Annotated in this window: 13 protein-coding genes; 8 read left to right on the top strand and 5 right to left on the bottom strand. The window is 61.9% G+C overall.

The genetic code is table 11. The features are described 5' to 3' along the window. The first annotated feature begins 43 nt into the window (after positions 1-43). Positions 44-631 carry a TetR/AcrR family transcriptional regulator gene (locus J1M87_RS11910; RefSeq protein WP_011331219.1) on the top strand — a complete coding sequence of 196 codons (588 nt, stop codon included), beginning with the start codon at positions 44-46 and terminating at the stop codon, positions 629-631. 126 nt (positions 632-757) lie between these two features. Here J1M87_RS11910 and J1M87_RS11905 read toward each other — a convergent pair whose 3' ends face one another. From J1M87_RS11905 to J1M87_RS11895, 3 genes are all read right to left on the bottom strand, one after another. Then, complete coding sequence (locus J1M87_RS11905) at positions 758-3,793, bottom strand: Tn3 family transposase (protein ID WP_011331220.1); 3,036 nt, start codon at positions 3,791-3,793, stop codon at positions 758-760. 115 nt (positions 3,794-3,908) lie between these two features. Continuing rightward, complete coding sequence (locus J1M87_RS11900; RefSeq protein WP_206489787.1) at positions 3,909-4,829, bottom strand: DUF5067 domain-containing protein; 921 nt, start codon at positions 4,827-4,829, stop codon at positions 3,909-3,911. A gap of 772 nt (positions 4,830-5,601) precedes the next feature. Beyond that, positions 5,602-6,306 (bottom strand): hypothetical protein, encoded by a 705-nt coding sequence (locus J1M87_RS11895; protein WP_094610713.1) that lies wholly within the window; start codon positions 6,304-6,306, stop codon positions 5,602-5,604. 112 nt (positions 6,307-6,418) lie between these two features. Between J1M87_RS11895 and J1M87_RS11890 the strand changes: the two genes are divergently transcribed. After that, positions 6,419-7,048, top strand: coding sequence for a restriction endonuclease (locus J1M87_RS11890; protein WP_206489786.1), 630 nt, complete (start codon positions 6,419-6,421; stop codon positions 7,046-7,048). A gap of 767 nt (positions 7,049-7,815) precedes the next feature. Here the strand turns inward: J1M87_RS11890 and J1M87_RS11885 are convergent. Then, entirely contained in the window at positions 7,816-8,151 is a 336-nt protein-coding gene (locus J1M87_RS11885) for a hypothetical protein (protein ID WP_206489785.1), read from the bottom strand. Positions 8,152-8,951: 800 nt separating this feature from the next. Here J1M87_RS11885 and J1M87_RS11880 point away from each other — a divergent pair. Both J1M87_RS11880 and J1M87_RS11875 read left to right on the top strand, forming a co-directional pair. Then, positions 8,952-10,697 carry an N-6 DNA methylase gene (locus J1M87_RS11880; protein ID WP_206489784.1) on the top strand — a complete coding sequence of 582 codons (1,746 nt, stop codon included), beginning with the start codon at positions 8,952-8,954 and terminating at the stop codon, positions 10,695-10,697. Between the two features lie 8 nt (positions 10,698-10,705). Next, on the top strand, positions 10,706-12,061 hold the full coding sequence (locus tag J1M87_RS11875; protein WP_206489783.1) for a hypothetical protein: 1,356 nt from the start codon (positions 10,706-10,708) through the stop codon (positions 12,059-12,061). 117 nt (positions 12,062-12,178) lie between these two features. Here the strand turns inward: J1M87_RS11875 and J1M87_RS11870 are convergent, their stop codons facing one another. Further along, on the bottom strand, positions 12,179-12,937 hold the full coding sequence (locus tag J1M87_RS11870; RefSeq protein ID WP_206489782.1) for a hypothetical protein: 759 nt from the start codon (positions 12,935-12,937) through the stop codon (positions 12,179-12,181). Between the two features lie 420 nt (positions 12,938-13,357). Between J1M87_RS11870 and J1M87_RS11865 the strand changes: the two genes are divergently transcribed. The 4 genes from J1M87_RS11865 (at position 13,358) to J1M87_RS11850 (ending at position 17,245) form a co-directional block, all read left to right on the top strand. Next, complete coding sequence (locus J1M87_RS11865) at positions 13,358-14,020, top strand: TraI DNA relaxase (protein ID WP_206489781.1); 663 nt, start codon at positions 13,358-13,360, stop codon at positions 14,018-14,020. Further along, positions 14,014-15,915: a type IV secretory system conjugative DNA transfer family protein gene (locus tag J1M87_RS11860; RefSeq protein ID WP_206489780.1), complete on the top strand. Its 1,902-nt coding sequence runs from the start codon at positions 14,014-14,016 to the stop codon at positions 15,913-15,915. The genes J1M87_RS11865 and J1M87_RS11860 overlap by 7 nt, the downstream gene beginning before the upstream one ends. Next, positions 15,912-16,385: a DUF4913 domain-containing protein gene (locus J1M87_RS11855; RefSeq protein WP_206489779.1), complete on the top strand. Its 474-nt coding sequence runs from the start codon at positions 15,912-15,914 to the stop codon at positions 16,383-16,385. The genes J1M87_RS11860 and J1M87_RS11855 overlap by 4 nt, the downstream gene beginning before the upstream one ends. A gap of 245 nt (positions 16,386-16,630) precedes the next feature. Beyond that, positions 16,631-17,245, top strand: a complete 615-nt coding sequence (locus tag J1M87_RS11850) for a hypothetical protein (protein WP_206489778.1) — start codon at positions 16,631-16,633, stop codon at positions 17,243-17,245. Positions 17,246-17,251 lie beyond the last annotated feature (6 nt).

The following is a 17,251-nucleotide window of genomic DNA, read 5'->3' as shown; positions in this document are numbered from 1 at the left end:
TGTCAAGGGTGTATGCTTTTTTCTCTGATAGGAGGCAATTTCTGTGACCGACCCCCGCGCCAGTGACGAGGACCTCACCGCGAAGGCCCGCATTCGCAACGCCGCGCTCGACCTCTACGCCGAGCGCGGCGAGGATCGCGTCTCGATGCGCGCCGTCGCCGCCGCCGCCGGGGTCGCCGTGGGATTGGTGCAGCACCACTTCAAGACCAAGGACGGGCTACGCGTCGCCGTCGAGCAACTGGTCGTCGACTATTACGCTCTGGCGATCGCCTCTGTGCCGGACGAGGGCGCCCCAGCGCAGGTCGCCGCCGCTCGAGACGAGGCGGTGCGGCACATGCTCGCGACGCATCCGACGGTGGTGAACTACATCCGGCGCGCTGTGCTCGATCCGCAGGGAAAGAGCGAGTTACTCGAGCGGCTGACCGACCTGAGTCGCAGAGAGATCTCCAAACTCCGCTATTCGGGCAAGACCTCGACACGGCGATCCGAGTCCTCACAGGTCATCGGGCTGATGGTTCGTCAGCTGGGGCAGCTGCTCATGCAGCCGATGATCGATGACATGTGTGACTTCCTCGACCGGACGGGCGTGCCGCACAGCGACAAACTGACGCTCTCCGTGACCGTAATCTAGCGGTAGTTTGTTGGGTCAGGTCGGAGGTAGAGGTGCAGGCCGTGGCCTGTTTCGCGGCTCAGGAGAGACTTCCGCCGACATGCGTCGTCAGGTCCTGAGCGGTCATCCGCCACCCTTCGACTCGCGCTACTCGTCGTCGTCGGCGTCCGGGTCGCGCAGCGGTCGGTGAACTCCGCTGGGGTCGGGCAGGTGGAAGCTGTAGTGCCCGTCGATGCCGATGTGGGCGCGCACGAACGCCGACAATCGCTCGACATCGGTGTCGAGCACCGGGTATCCGCCGGCTCGCAGCGCGGCGAGGGCGCGGTTCTCGTAGACGGTGTTCCACACGACGACGCAATTGAGCACCAATCCCAGCGCCGAGAGCTGGTCTTCCATGCCCTCGTAGTAGGCGCGGGTCATCTCGCCCTTGCGGCCGTGATAGATCGTGCGCGCCAGGTCGTGACGACCCTCGACGAGATTGGACTGGGCCTTGCCCTCGCGCCGGTAAGGTTCGTCGTCGGCCAGGCGCAGGATGTGCAGGGTCTTGAAGATCCGCCCGAAATGGGCGATGGCCTGGCCCAACGCGGTCGGCTGCCCGTCGCGGGAGATCATCCTGGTGACCTCGTGCGCCGACACCTCACCGGAGTGGATCGACACCGCGATCCGGCACATGTCCTCCCAGTGCGCGGCGATCTTGGCGGTGTCGATCACCCCGCGCGCCGCCTTGTCCAGCGGCCCGTAGTCGGCTCGGGCGTCGATGCGCCACAACCGCTGATCGGGCAGGTTCGCCAGCTGCGGCCGGTACTGGCGGCCGATCAGATGCAGCAGTCCGAACACGATGTCGGAATACGACCCGGTGTCGGTGATGATGACCTCCGGAATCCGCCCGCCGTGCTGGGACACGATCACGTCGATGGTGTGCAGCGAATCGCGAGGTGTTCCGCGCAGCACCTTGCCTGCCAGCCCGGCGGACTGGTCGTTGAGCATGTTCAACCAGGTGATGCCCAGTTTCCGGCCGAAGTACTTCGGGTTCGGGCGGGCGTTATGGGTGCGCACGGGCACCACGAACCGCATCCCGTCCACCGAGGCGACCAGCCCGCCGCCCCACGCTTGGGCCAGGGGGATGTCGGCCTGGGCGTCGACCAGCACGGCGTTGGCCGCCTCGATGGTCTCGGCCCGCACGTAGCACTGGTCGACGTGCAGCAGCCGATCCCTGGTCAGGGCGTCGACACCAGGCGTTGTCACCGGTTTGAACCCGACGTTCATCGCATAGGAACAGAGCACGGCCGCCACCGACAAGCCGAGGTCGGCGACGCGGGCCTCGTTGCCCGAGGTGTGGGTGAACGCCTCGGTGAAACCGGGATGCCAGCTCATCACCTCCGTGACCAGTTCCGGCAGGTCCACACGCGGGATCATCGCCTCCACCCGGCGGCGCAGGTCGACCAGCGACGCGGGCTCGGCCTTGGCGTCCAGCGCGGCGACGTGCAGTTTGCCGTCGGCGTCGATGCTGGCTGGGGTGTCCTCGCCCAGCCGTGCGGCCAACTCCCGATAAGCGGTCTCCAACGCCGTCGCGTGATCGGTCAGCAGCTGCGTCGGCGCGGCGGGCAGGCCCAGCGCGTTCATGCCGGCGTCACGCGCAGCCTCCCAGGCTTCGCCTGCCAGCAGGTGCGCCCGCGGGTCGCGCCACCGCGACGAACGCACCGCGAAGATGCTGCGGTGCTTGAGGTGTCGGTGGAACTGTTCCAACACGCAGATCGTGTAGGAGTTCCGGTCGACGGTGCCCTCCGGTCGGCCCGGCGTGTAGATCAAGCGCTTCCACGCGCCGACGATCAAGTCGTGGTCGACCTTGCGGGCGTCCAGCAGGTTTGCCGGGATCTTGCCCGACGACCTGGATGTCAGCAGCTCGGCGAGGGTCTTCATTGCCGCCAGGACGGCGGCGCCGTCACTGGTCGCGCCGAACTCGATCGTGTCCATCAGCATCGACAGGAACGGGCGGACCGTGGCGAACTTGCCGGCCAACTCGATCAACCGCTGCCCATCCAGCTCCGCGTCGTCGGCGGGCACCAGCTCGTCGACCGCCTGGACCGCGTGCCGCAACTCGGCCCGGGTGACGGTCTTCTCGATCATGTCCAACACCACGCCCAGCCCGACGTCCTGGTTGACCTCGACCATCTCCAGCAGCACCTTCACCGCTGCCGCGAGCTTGCCTGCGTTGCGTGACACCCTCGGATAGCGACGCAGCTTCTCCTCGCGAGACTCCCGCTCGGCCTTGGACAGAAGCTTCGTCGTCATCAACATGTCGAAGGTCTCCAACACGTCGTCGACCGCCCGCGCGCTCAACACAACGACCGTCGCGGCCAGCACCGCCAAGCGCTGCTCACGCGTGGGCAGCCGCCGCAGCGCGGCGGCCTTGCTCGCCAACCCGTAGGTCGCCAACCCCGTCAACCGACGCGGCGGGATCGCCCTCACGTCGATGCTGTCCACCCCGACCGCTTGCAGGTCGACAACCCTGCGCAGCGCCGCGAGCATCCCCTTCGACGACGCCTTGAACACGCCCTTGCGCAGCCGCTCCAGCTCGCTGACCTTCTGCCCGCCCTCCGCAGGAACCTCCAGCAGCCGCAACAAGGCAGACGCGGACTCCGAGGTCAGCTGCTCGCCGAGCTGGCGCCACAACCGGGCGTCCGCCGCGTTGCGGCCGTCGCCGATCAGCCGCTCCAACGTGGTGATCCCCGGCAGCAGCGCCTGACGCTTCCGCAGCCATGTCACTGCGTCGCCGAAGATCGCCTTCGGTCCGTCGCCGGTCATCCACGCCTGGTCGACGATCCACGACGTGAGCTCCGACTCCATCTCGCCGAACGGCTTGAGTCCGTACACCTGCTGGATTTCCCAGGCGTGTTCGAGCTTGGTCTTCTCCCGATCGGTGTACCGCTTCACCATCGACGGATCGGAGATCTCCAACTGCTCGGCCAGATACTCGATCAACGCGGGCGGGACATCCAGCGGATCAGCCAGGAACATTCCCAGGTGACGCACCGTCACCACCTGCACCGCGAACCCCAGACGGTTGTAGTCGCGCCGCCGCGCAGCGATCAGCCGCCGGTCCTCGTCATCCAAGTAGCAGTAACGCTCCAGCTCCTGCCGAGACAACGCACCGAACCGGCCATAGCCGCCCTCATCAGTCACGACGACATGAAATCACCTACAGCGCAAGGTCGCTCGGCGATTGCCCCTTAGCGCCGGATTTCGTCAATCTGCTCCCCGACCCCCGAATAGCGTCGGCGAGTCACCGGTCATGTAGCTAAGCGCCGTGGGCGGTGCCGCCGACAGCTTCGGCGATCATCGGAGCAATCCTTGCCGAGTCCGCGATGCCCTCGGAACTGTTCAACGTCAGCACGGCATACGCGTCGGGCAACGCAACATGAACCCCGCCGAAGGAATCGCTGGCTTCCTGCCATACCGCGAGCGCCTCCCCGTCCCCGAAGACATTGATTCCGGCGTCGTAGCCGTTGACTGCCATGTCGAACCGCATCCGAGCACCTGACAGGCCAACCTCTGCACGCACGGGAGGGGTGTACTCGATGCCGAGACTATCGAGCGCCGTGGTGAACTTTTGCGCAACAGGATCGGACTCGAAAACCGGCTCAGCTGTGGTCTCTACTTTCTGCAGCTCGAAGGTCATCGAACCGATTTCGTCCTGGCCTAGGTTCGCGGTGGCCACAAGCTTCACAGGAGTTGTCGTGTCGGACAGTTCGTACGCGATCGCGTTGGGGACAGTGCCGCCCACCTTGATCTTGTTCATCTGGGAGTCGAGGAACGCAGCGTCTGGCAGTGAGCCGACAGCAAGCTTGTTTTCCGCGTTGGGATCGTTGTCCTGGTACGCCTCGAAACGGGATATCCACGCCGTCCCCGGATCAGTCTGCTTGCCGGAAACATTTGTCGTGTCGTACCAGAATGCGATGACCGGCTTGTCGCCGTACTCATTTCCGTCCTCACCGACCTGAATTGTCTTCACGTCGGTGATCGTGATGGTGACGTCCTCCGTCGCGAGGACGTTGTCTTCGAACGACGCCTGGGCGGGTGCAGCAGTCGGCGCGTCGACAGCGACCGTCGAGCCAGGCGTCGGTTCAGCAGTTTGCCCTTCCGCGCCGCATCCGCTGAGAGCGATGGCCACGATAGTGACAGTCGCGCAGGTGAGAGACAACTTTTTGATGCGATGCATGCGGAGTCCTTGGTTGATAAAGGGCCTGAACAATAGAACCAGTAGTTCGGTTTCTGATCATTGTTCACGAGTACCGGCAAGTCGGGTGCCCCGGCCCCGAAGCACCAAGCCCCACAGCCTGACGTTGGCGAAGCTCAGGTCTGACCGACGGCGAACCGAATACCCGATCTGGACAATCCTCGTCCAGGACGCAGGTACTCCGGCCGTTCTAGACGGCCGTGTGCCTTCCTCAATGCGAGTCAATTTGTTTGACGCACTGCACTTCCCGGAATCTACTGGTCATAACGCGATCGGCACGTGGAAACCGGTTGAGAACCCGTATGTGAGCCGCGCCGGGGCGAGCGTCAGCCGTCTTCTGCTCCGGGGCGGGATGAAGACCTCGCCGCCGACTCCGACCGATACCCAGAGTCGCTCTCCGGCGACAACAGCCCTCATGGCTTTCTCGCCCTGATCGCAGCCAGGACGTCAGTGACGCCGGGTTCGGTAGATAGTGCAATGTTTCGCCCAGGCGCACGCAAGGTCGGACATGTACCGGCACGCTCTACTGCCGATGGAGCCGAACATGATCAGGGCAGCGATAGACCCGAGTGTCGAACAGCTCGCCGGAGTGCGAGGGTCTCCTGATGACGGGTGAACGGTGGGTGTGGAATGCGCCGGGATTGAATTCTGGGCGCGCGGTGTTATCGTATGAGTAGCAAGGAACTGGTCCTCCGGGCGTAAGCCTCGACAGCCGGTCTGGCCCCTGGTGTAGCTACGGCAGCCAGGGGTTGCTTCATTTCTGGGCCTTCTCCGGCTCGCTGACCTTAACGAAGTGCACATTGTCGGCGATCACGTCGAACAATTTGCTGGTGCTGTTGGTGTGTGTGAGGGTCCGCCGATAGGCCATTGAGACCAGGTCGGGCAGCCACAGCAGGTGCTCGTGGCGCGGTGACGTCGACAGGAGGCGGGTGTTGCGGGGGATCAGTTTCTCGGACACCAAGGCTTTGTGGTCAGCCGTGTCTTTGTTGCGGAAGTTGCTCTGATTGCGTTCCTCGAGCACGAACAGATCGATGGCTGGCCACACATCGTCGCGGCCGGCTCCGAGCTGGATCGCGAGCTGGCGATAGCAGGCGGTCCGCGCGGTCTGAGCGTCGGTATCGTCGGCACCGACAGGGATTTGGTGCGCGATCACACATGCTTCGTGCCCATCGGCGAGGAAGTCGAGCATGTCGCGGGTCTGGTCGATTCCAGATGAGGTTTGCAACGCTTTCGTGGTGTGCCAGTAGGTTCCGTCGGCGATGTCCTCGATGCCCACCCGTAGCTCATCCATCGCGTCAAGTTCGACGATGACGGCGGTGAACACATAGAAGGTGTCCCGGTGTGCAACGACACCGTCTGGGGCCTGATACGACTCATCCAGGAAGGCCACGGGACCAGTGGTGCGTTTGTAGGCGTCGAACACGATCTGTGCAGTGGGATCGGGGCGGCGCGAAGGCATCACGACATCCTAAGGGCGGGCTCAGACAGGTCAGTTGTTGTCGCTTCCATCGACTGACCCTGATTGTCGGTGTTCCCGCTTATGATCCTCTGATCTGACAGACGGAGGATCGATGGAGCCCAGGCATCAGCGTGCCGAGCGTGAGATGGCCCGCGTGATGAGGAACATGGGATTTCATGACGCACGGGAGATGTCGGGACGTCACGACAGCGGCATCGACATCATGTCGATGTCCGCGATTGCGCAGGTAAAGATGCACTTCAAAGCCGTAGGTCGCCCTGCCCTACAAAACCTGGTTGGTGCACGTGGGGTCGACCACTCGAAACAGCTCATCTTCTTCTCGTACGAGGGATACGCGAGAACCGCCCTTGAGTACGCAAATGAAGTAGGGATGGCGCTGTTCACTTTTGATGACGTTGACTGGACGTGCGCTCCTGTCAACCATGCCGCTACCGAGCTACTTCGTAGGCAGACAGCCAACAGGGATGAGCCGGCCGAGGATCAGATCGGTCCGTTCGAACTCCGGACCGGAGCACCGCCCTCGATCGAGCGGGTTCCCGCACCAACGAGCAAGACCTTGGTGGACAACTCGCCAGACACCGAGGGTCTCGTTGTGTTCGCCATTGCGCTCGCCGTCAATATCGCTCTCATTTTATTGTTTGATCTTCCCGCGATCTTTTGGATAATTTACTGGTTTTTAGCTATTGCTGCCATATCAGTGGTCGTGCGCGGAGATAAGTAATGTTATTGCTCGCGGCCGACCTCGGTTTACTTTGAGACGGGTCCGAGCTCGGATCCGATTGGGCCCCGATTGCGTGGCCGCGCGCAGCACGCATATCAGCACCGAACCTAGCGCCCGCGCGGCAGTATACCGCGGTTACCGCTCCGCAGCTTAGGGCTGTTCCTCCGCATGGGAGGTGGCTACGCCCGCCACCTCCCATGTAAAGAACTACCGCAGCTGCGGCATCTGACGTCGACCGAGGGGGCGTGGGACCCTCGCGCCGTTGCCGACGACCGAGCAAGGCAGCCCAGCGAGCAGCGCATACCTCAAAGTGACCAACCATCAAGGGTCACCGAGACCCCAGAGCGGCTCTGTGAGGTGACCGGGTGTTTTATTCTCACGCCGCTCACCTTCGGTTGCCGCGCTGTCGATCTTGGCTGCGGCCACCTATCACCGAGGGCGTCGAACCCACACACATCGACGATCTCACGAAGCCCAACCCGCCTGGCTCTGCGACGGACTGACACATCCGTCGCAGCACTGACGTCATGTCAGCCGTCTGCGACCAACAACTGGTCCACGAGCTAAGTCAACCCAGAAACACACCCACTTAGGGCGAGACATGCATTGCACGGCAACGTCTCAACTCGGCTAACTGACATAATATCTGTATCGGAAATGCTTTTCATGTGCGATAAACACTAGCTCGCCGTACCTCGTCCGTTGCCGGGAGAGTTGTTCAACCGCACGAGTGCACCAACCCCGGTACCGCCGAATGCCGTTGCCGGTCACCAACACTCCCTGTCGTCGGTCAGCCACACCGCGTCAGGGCGTTGGGTGAGATTCTTCCAACGCTTCCACCCTGCCTGCTTGCTGACACCGGTCATCCGGGCAATATCGGCAGCAGTCGCTCTCGTTACCGCCGCTTCGTGAACAGCTTTGTCCACGTGCGCTTTCGAGAACATCTCCAGCAACGAGGCCACACGCAGTTCGGAGAGCGCAATCTCGCGGGCGCGAACAGCGGGATCGTCACTGTCATTAGCGATCGCCAGGCCGTATCGCTGACAAATTTCTTCGATCTGTTCTGTGAGTTCGATTGTTTCATGAGGGGTGAGTCGCCGCATACGGTCAACCTACATTGACCGGCCTACACGGTCAATGTAGGTTGACCACTAAAAGGCGCTGAACGCCCGCCATGCTGCCGGTGCGCTGCAGCTCATGCACCGCTTCGAACCTTGTGAGACAGGAGCTCGGCATCGAAGATCGAGCCGACCCAGTTGGCCCCTGCCTACGAGCTGCTCCAGGCGGCTTTCGGCGCGTTCAACGACGCGGCCGACACCATGACCTCGCGCGTGATGTACAGCTCGTTCGATTCCTGACGTCTCCGAGAATCCGCTGCATATCGGGTGGTGAGCCCACATCGCGCTGACAAGTTCGCGCGAGCGGGGATGCTCGAACTCCCTTGTTGCACAACGCTTCCTAGCGGCTACCTGACATAATATCCGTTATCGGTAATGATTGTCATACACAATATGACGCCAACCCGCCGTACCTCGTTCGTGGCCCGGAGAGCTGCCCGCGGCACGAGTGCACCAACGCCGAACGTGTTACCGATCATCAACATTCCACATCACCGATCGTCCACACCACATCAGTGCGTTGGGTGAGGTTCTTCCAACGCTTCCAAACTGCTTGCTTGCTGACACCGGTCATCCGGGCGATATGGGCGGCTGTAGCTATCGGTACGGCCGCTTCGTGAACGGCTCCTGTCCACGTGCGCTCGCCCCGCGGTGAGCGCGCTTGCACAGCGGGAGAGAACCATGACTCCCGTGCCCGCGTGGTCCGCAGGTTCGGAATCGAGCTGGACCGTTAGGGTTCAACTAGTCCGCGAGCGGGCCTTGCAACTGCGCACTACGGAGGAACGATGAGTCTGTCCAACGCGCAACTGGCCGCCATAGTCGGCCGGATTGCCGTGCGAGACGCACACCGATCCGAAGCGACCCTGCAAGCCGACATCAGATCTCTGCTGATCGATGCCGACTTGGGCCTCGGTGCCGATGAGGTCGTCGACTTGGAGGTCCAGCTCGATGACGGAACCCGCCGCCGAATCGACATCGAGGTCGGAAGCGCAGTCATCGAGGTCAAACGCGACCTCCGGCGAGCAAACGTATTAGACGACGCGGTCCAGCAACTAACCGCCTACGTCAGGCAACAAAGCAATCGATTCGGACGACGCTATGTCGGCATCTTGACCGATGGTCGAGATTGGCAGTTGTACAACCTGGACCCGGACAACAATGGACTGATTCTCATCGACACCCTGCAGGTGTCGATCGGTACCGACGCGGAAACACTGCGGCTGTGGCTCGAGAACGTGCTGGCGACCGAACAGCACATCCAGCCAACCCCCGAGGAAATCGAGCGCCGCCTCGGCGTTGAATCGCCAGCGTTTCTATTGGACCATGAAGAACTTACACAAATTTATGTAAAGTCGTCGAAAGATCCCGAGGTCGCCCTTAAACGGCATCTGTGGGCACGTCTTCTGCGCACCGCATTGGGGACGTCATTCAACGACGACGCGAGCCTCTTCGTAGACCACACTCTACTCGTACTGGAAGCCAGCATTATCGCCCACGCAGTAATCGGACTGGATCTTGCCACCGCAGAGAGCAAACCCGAACAGCTGGTCAACGGCAGTGAATTTACAGCAGCACAGATCAACAATGTTGTTGAGGCCGGGCTTTTCGATTGGGTATTGAAAGCACCAGAAGGTAAATCTTTTGTCGCAAATCTGACACGCCAGCTACGCCGATTCGACTGGTCGAATGTTCAGCATGACGTTCTAAAAGTGCTGTACGAATCAGTCATCAACGCGGACACCCGCAAGTCACTGGGCGAGTACTACACCCCGGACTGGCTCGCACAGAAACTGGTCGAGCAGGTAATCACCGACCCTCTGGAGAGTCGGGTGATGGATCCAGCATGCGGCTCAGGTACGTTCATCTTTCACGCCGTGCGCAGACACCTTGCCGCCGCCGATTCATCTGGCTTATCCAATACAGATGCGTTGGCGAGCGTCGAACGACACGTATTTGGGATGGACATTCACCCAGTTTCGGTCGTCCTAGCTCGCGTGACCTATCTGCTCGCGATCGGCCCTGACCGTTTGGCCCACCAGACGGGACGCGGTCCAGTGACGGTGCCCGTTTACCTCGGGGATTCGATGCAGTGGTCTAACTCAGCCCGGACAGTGACGAGCACAACGATGCAAATCGATGTCGACACCCACGATTTGGCGGGCGATGAATCACAAGGCGAGCTTTTCAACATCGGAAGAGTTTTAATCTTCCCGCTCAGAACCGTGGATGATCCAGCAACCTTCGACAGCCTGGTTTCGGATCTCGCAACAGTCGCGCAAACCTATACCAGCAGTTCATCGTCTCGGCCGACAATCGTGCCAATATTGAACCGCCGCGGTATCACTGATCCGATTGATCGCGAAACTCTGTTGTCCACCTTCGAGACGCTGTGCACCCTCAATGCCGAGGGCCGAGACCATGTGTGGGGGTACTTCGTACGCAATCAAGTGCGGCCACTGTGGTTCGCTCTGGAGGCGAGTCGAGTAGACGTTTTGATTGGGAACCCCCATGGGTTGCGTACAGGTTCATGACGTCAAGAATGAAGCAGCAGTTCAAGTCCTTCTCTGAGGCGAGAAATCTGTGGGCTGCTGGCCGAAAGGTAATCACCCACCAAGATCTGGTAGGTCTTTTCATTGCGCGCAGCGTCGAACAGTATCTTCGCCTGAACGGCAGATTTGCCTTTGTGACGCCTAAAGCTGTGCTTTCGCGGATGCAGTACGAGGGTTTACGCACCGGGCGGTGGTTGACAGTCGAGGGTACAAAGGCCCAAGACACCCTCGCGGTTCGAGCGTCTTTCGATGTTCCTCTCGATTTGGAGCAAGTACGCCCTCATATGTTTCCTGTCCCCTCGGCTGTCATCTCAGGCACCCGCACCACCGACGCACAACCACTGGGGTCGGGTTGCATCGTGATGTCTGGCCGACTCCCGAGCAAATGGTCAACCTGGGAGACCGCGAAACCCTTGCTGACGGAGCGTGCGGGAAACAACAGGGCTATGACCACCCAGAGTACGTATCGGTCCCCGTATGGCGCTACCGCGTACCAAGGTGCGAGCATATTCCCGCGTGTGCTGACGTTCGTTCGCGAGAGACCAAAATCGCCCTTGGGAACTGCCGCTGGCGTTACCTTGGTGCAATCCGAACGTTCGCCATACGAAGACAAAGCCTGGAAGCTTGTTCCCGACATGTCTGGATCGGTCGAGTCGACGTTCGTTCGCCCTGTGTTGAAGGGCGAATCAATAGCGCACTATCGAGTAATTGCACAATCTCTCGCCGTACTCCCTCTGGTAGGCGATCGACTTATTGCTGAGAGTGATATTGCACAGTACCCTCATCTATTCGAGTGGTGGACGTCGGTCAATAAAGTTTGGGATCAGGCGAAGACTGCCGGAAATCGGCTGTATGACGCGCTTAATTTCCAAGGTAAGTTGGCCGGGCAGTTGGGCAAAGGGCGACACCGGGTCGTATACACCAAGTCGGGTACCCGGCTCGCTGCGACCTACCTCGACGATCCCAACATTGTCATCGACAGCTCCCTATACTGGCTAGTCGTTCCGGACCGAGAGACGGCTCGCTACTTGGTCGGCATCTTGAATTCACAACCGGTCCTGGATCAGGTGTCGTTGCTGCAATCACGCGGACAAATTGGGCGTCGGCATTTCGATACGTACCCCTTCTATCTGAACATTCCGCTGTACGACCCCTCTAATGCCACACATGAGGCGCTGGTTGGCCTATCCGAACGGGCCGAGACTGTGTCCGCGGACCTTGACATCAGCGGCACGGGCGATTTCAAGAGAGTTCGTGCGCAGATACGAGACGCGTTGGAGGTGGAAGGCATCGCAAGCCAGATCAACGCCCTGGCGTTGGAAATCCTCGGACCGGTCGAAGAGTGAGAGATTTGGTCCGCACCCCGAGTATCGACAGGTTCTCGGTCTGATGTGGTTCGAGTGCCGGTCCTTCGGTGCGCCCGTACAGACCCCAACCTAGAGTCCATGAGAGTGCAATCCGGGTCACCGCGTAGACGTACGGACGCGGGCACTGACGTACAACGAGTTGGCAAAGCCTCCTCCGACACTCCCGTCAGCCATTGCACTGCCTACGCGGCCACCACCTGTGGCGACTCGATCTGGCAGCTCGATCCCGCCGGGAAAACTGTTGTTAAACAGTTGCACAGATCCTGGCACCAAGTGCACCTTGATGGCTTGGTCAGCTCTCAATACGGCTGTGTCGAAAACCATCTGCGGGTAAGCAGCCGGTGAGGAAACTACCGCCTCGAGTGCGAGCGCCAAACCGTCGCAAGTAGGAAGACCAAAACGGACCGTTGTGTCGCTGGCGACGTTCTCGGGACTATTTATCGCGCTTGCACCATTGTGGATGTAAACCTGCAGCAAGTACTCGCCGCCTGGGACGACGTCGAGGACATCAGTCCACTCACCCGCGCTTGTGAAGCTAGCTTCCTTCAGACGGAGGAAGTTGCGTTCGTCCCCGTAATTGGGGTTGTTGCGTTCCACGTTGAAACTCGGCTGACCAGAGACTCCGGTAGGACCTACGGTCGGACGATCAGGACCCCAACCCGTGTCCAGGTCGTCCGCATCATCGGCGCACATTGCATTGTCTGACGGTCCGGATGCACGCGCAGGATCGTCTGGGTTGTCGCGGTTCACCCACAGCAGACCAGCAAAACCTACCGCCATTACAACGAGCGGCACGACAATGCGACTCATCCACCAATGCCAGCTCTTTTCCGTGAAACCGTCTTCCTCCGACATCGCTCCATCGAACCTGACCTACCGAATGAGAACAAGCGGGCGTGTCCGATTTCCGTGCTCGAACAACCCGAACGCGGTGATCGACTAAGTGCCCGTCTACGTCGTGTATGAGTTCAATCGCTCCAAATGCATCATCTCGTTGGTCTGCGCCTGCGACGCAGGTGCCGTTAAACAGCGAAGCCTGCTACACACGCACGACCGCTCAAGGATGAGATAACATAGCGGGTGTTCGACCGTCGATGAGGGTCACGGTCGAGCGTCCATCCAGCAACAGCGCTGCACCGCACCGTTTTCGGGTGTCGGTGTCATCGAGCTGTGGGCTGGCCGACGCTCCCAGTGAAGGCCCTCCATGTCGATTTCTAACTCGCTCCCGCCGGACCATTTCCCAGTCCCGTCACTTGTCGACGGTGGTGACCGTCGATGACCACCGGCACTGTCTCGACGGCCGAGCTGCAGCGCCGCTCGCAGATCGCTGCCGCCGCCTATGAACGCGGCCGACGCGCCGCTCTTGCTGCCGCACGACGACGCAGTCTGCCCGACCGCGCACACGTCCGCCGCGAGGAGATTCGCAGTCGCACTCACTCCTACGAGCCGCGCAGCGACAGTCGCGCGTTCGGGCTGCTCGATTCCGACGTGTCGCTGGTGCGGGCGGCGGCGTATCTCGCCGCCACCGGTGTCGCGCACGAGCTGATCGCCGGCCAGACCTTCACCGATCCCGTCCAGCAGGACTGGGCCGATGCCACAGCCGATCGCACGGCTGTTCACGAGGATGCGTGGCGGCAGCGGCTTGTCGACAACGGTGTCGACGACGCCGTACTGCGCCCAGGCCTGTCCCTGGACGTCCTGGAGTTACCCGCCGAGCTCGATGTCCTCGACTTCGACGACATCGCCGAACACACCCTCGACGTGTCCTCCACTGCAGCGGACGTCGAACCAATCCGTCTCACCGATCTCATGCTCGACACACCCCGGCAGGAACGTTCGTCGGGCTCGGTCATCGACATCACCGACCGGGTCGCCCGCGTCATCGAACTCGACCGCGGCGTCGACACAGCCACCGAAACAGGTGTGGACGCATGGTGACAACGAAGAGACCCACCTCGAAGGGTGCCGGAGCGTCCTCATCGATGCTGCCGCTGATCGCAGTCCTGCTCGCGATCGCGCTCATCGCCGTCGCCTACGGGTCGCTGTGGCTCGGGCACGCGTTCACCGACACCGGCCAGCAGATCCCCGCCAATCCGTTCGTTGCCCTGTTCTCCGTGGCCGGCGGACAGCTCACCTGGCCGACCGTCTCGACATGGATCTTCGTGATCACGGTGATCATCGCCTCCGGTCTCACCGGGGTCGCCGCAGCGGCACGCGCGGCCGGAAGTGGCAAGAAAGACGATGTCGACGCCAAGGCCCGACTGATGGGGCCCTCCTCGAAGCTCAGCGGGGTGACCGGCAAGCAGGCACTCGAACGGGCGAAGAAGCTGAGACCGGATCTCGTCGACCGGGACACGCTGGACGACGCCGACATCGGGGTCATCGTCGGCCGCACCGTCCAAGGCAATCAGAAGGTGTTCATGTCGTGGGAAGACATGCTCTTCGCTCTCGCCGGGCCTCGGATGGGTAAGACCGCGGCGCTGGCGATCGACGCGCTGTGCACCGCTCCGGGCGCGGCATTGTTCACCTCGAACAAGCGTGACGGTCACGACTTCACCCGTGGTGTCCGGGAGGCCCTCGGCGCGGTGTGGCGGTACGACCTACAGGGGATCGCCGAAGGCCCCCGCACCAGCGATGACGGGTTCTGGTGGAACCCGCTGCGCGTGATCGAGACGATCATGGACGCCCGCAAGCTGGCCTCCTACTTCGCTGCCGCATCGAAGGACGATTCGGCCCGCGTCGATGCCTACTTCGACGGCGGAGCTCAGGAGTTGTTGGCGCAGATGATGCTCGCGGCGGCGTCTGCGGACGGAGATCTGTTGCACGTCTACGGCTGGCTCTCCGACGAGGGGAACGAACTTCCCCAGCGGCTGCTCGAGGTCCACGGCCACCACATCATCGCGAACCGGTTGAAGTCGACCAGCGAACTCAACCCGCGCCAGCGAGATGGCCTGTACGACATGGCTCGTCGGTTCATCGGACTGCTCGAGGAGCAGGCCTACGCGATGTCGGTGCTCCCACCGAACCGCCGCGACATCTCCGTCGAGGGCGCACCGGACACCAAGATCGGTCGATCGGTGCGGTATCCGCATTCGATGCGCGAGTTCGTCGTCGAGGACTTCGTCACCAGCACCGACACGTTGTATGCGTTGTCCAAGGAGGGCCCCGACTCGTCGTCGGCGCTGACGACGGCGTTGATCGGGTCGATCATCGACGCCGCTCAGCGCGTCGCTCGCCGCAGCCCTCGCGGGCGGCTTCCGGTACCGATGCTCGGCGTCCTCGACGAGGCCGCGAACGTCTGCCGCCTGCCCGAGCTCCCCGCTTGGTACTCCCACCTCGGATCGCAAGGGATCTGTGTGATGACGATCGTGCAGAACCTTTCTCAGGCCCAGAAGGTGTGGGGGCAGGACGGGGTCAAGCAGCTCCTCGATGCAGCAAACTTCCTCTGGTACGGCGGCGGTGTGAAGGACAAGAACACGCTCTCCGAGCTGTCAGCGCTCGTCGGTGATCACGACGTCGAACGCTGGTCGGCCTCGCGTAGCGGCGGTGTGTTCGACAGTGGGTCGTCGTCGAAGTCGCAGTCCTGGTCCAAGGAGCCGATCCTGACCGTCGACGATCTCGCCGCGATCCCGAAAACCCGGGCACTGGTCCAGATCTCGGGCAATCGGCCGGTCTTGGTGAAGAAGATGTATTGGTCCGACGGCCCCAATGCCGACGCGATCGATGCCTCGTTCGCGATGTACGGCATCCCCGACAAGGAGCAGATCCACGTCCCCGATCGAGTACACGCCACCGCCACCATCGACGACGTCGACGAGGAGCCGTTCCTGTGACCGCTGACGACGACTTCCACCCCGCCGACGACGACTTCCCCGACGAAAACTTCCCCGACGACCAGCCCGACAACTCCGATTCCGATTCGGATCCCGAGAAGGCTGCGTCGACGAAGTTTCCGGGCTTCGATGCCTGGTTCGAGACGTGGCTGTCGGCCATCGTGGCCCGCAGGCTCTCGTCGTCTGCCGGGAAGAACCGGGTGTTCTGCCCACGCTGGTTCGAGCATCCCGAGGTCGTGGTGCGTCTGCACGCACTGTGGACGGCATGGGAGGCAGCGTCCGCAGCCGAGGACGGGGCCGCGATGTCGGGGTGGTGGGTTCACCACGCGGACCCGCAACTGCGCACGATGCTCGATGCCGAGCACGGCCCGATGTACCTGTGCAGCCGTGACTCTCATCAGAAGACACCGCCGATACGGCTGAACCTGGTGCAGGCCCCGGCCGGCTGGTTCGACGAGCTCACCGGCTGAAAAACCTGACACAACCCCTGACCCGAAACAGCCAGAAGCCCTGGTGGATCCTGCATGACCCACCAGGGCCCTTAATGGCCGGAGATTGCGCCTCCAGCCGACGACGACGTTAACGACCCCCACCCGGCCTCGGGTTGCGCGGGTCGCATACACCTCTCGCCCGACTTCAGGAGCGCACGCTGTGGCCAAAGATTCCGACGATTTCCAACTCGATTTGTTCGCCGAGACAGAGGACAGTGACACCCATGATCGACCCGATAACGCAAGACATCATGAAGCTCTACCTCCAGCACCAGGGGCTGCCACCGGAGTTGAGCCCGACCGATCAACAGGCGTTCCTCGAGAGCGAGAGCGAGCGGATCGCGGAGCGGATCGACAACATGAAGATCAACATGGAACAGCAGGTGCTGCGGAACTACATGCGCGACAACGGCCAACCGCCCCCGTACATGGAGAAGGTCGGGTTGATCAACCAGGCGTGGGCGCAGGCGACGGACTTCGTGATCAACGAGGAGATCTACGGCCAGCTCCCGAAGGAGATGGAGGCCTACCCGCCGGATCAGGAGAGCCCCGAAGCGGAAGCGGAACGGGATCGGGCGCGGATTCAGGTCCACAAGAGCGATCCGGAGCGGTGGCGCAACCCGCTGAACTGCGAGGACCCGATCGAGTCGACTCGGCGGCTGATGCGGCTGTTGTGGAAGGACAAGCCGAGTCGGTTCCAGTACTACGCGGTGCACCTGCTGGCGGCGAGGATGGAGGACGACCAGCCCTACCCGACGTCGACCGAGCACCCGCTGTATCCGTCGTTCACGAGCCTGCTCGACGAGAGGGTGGCCGAGCACGCGGCAAGCGGAAAGTAAACCGCC

It is taken from the genome of Rhodococcus sp. KRD162, from assembly GCF_017168335.1.
Lineage (GTDB): Bacteria > Actinomycetota > Actinomycetes > Mycobacteriales > Mycobacteriaceae > Rhodococcoides.
The sequence above is the reverse complement of the archived record's forward strand: the minus strand, read 5'-3'. Positions and strand labels throughout refer to the sequence as shown.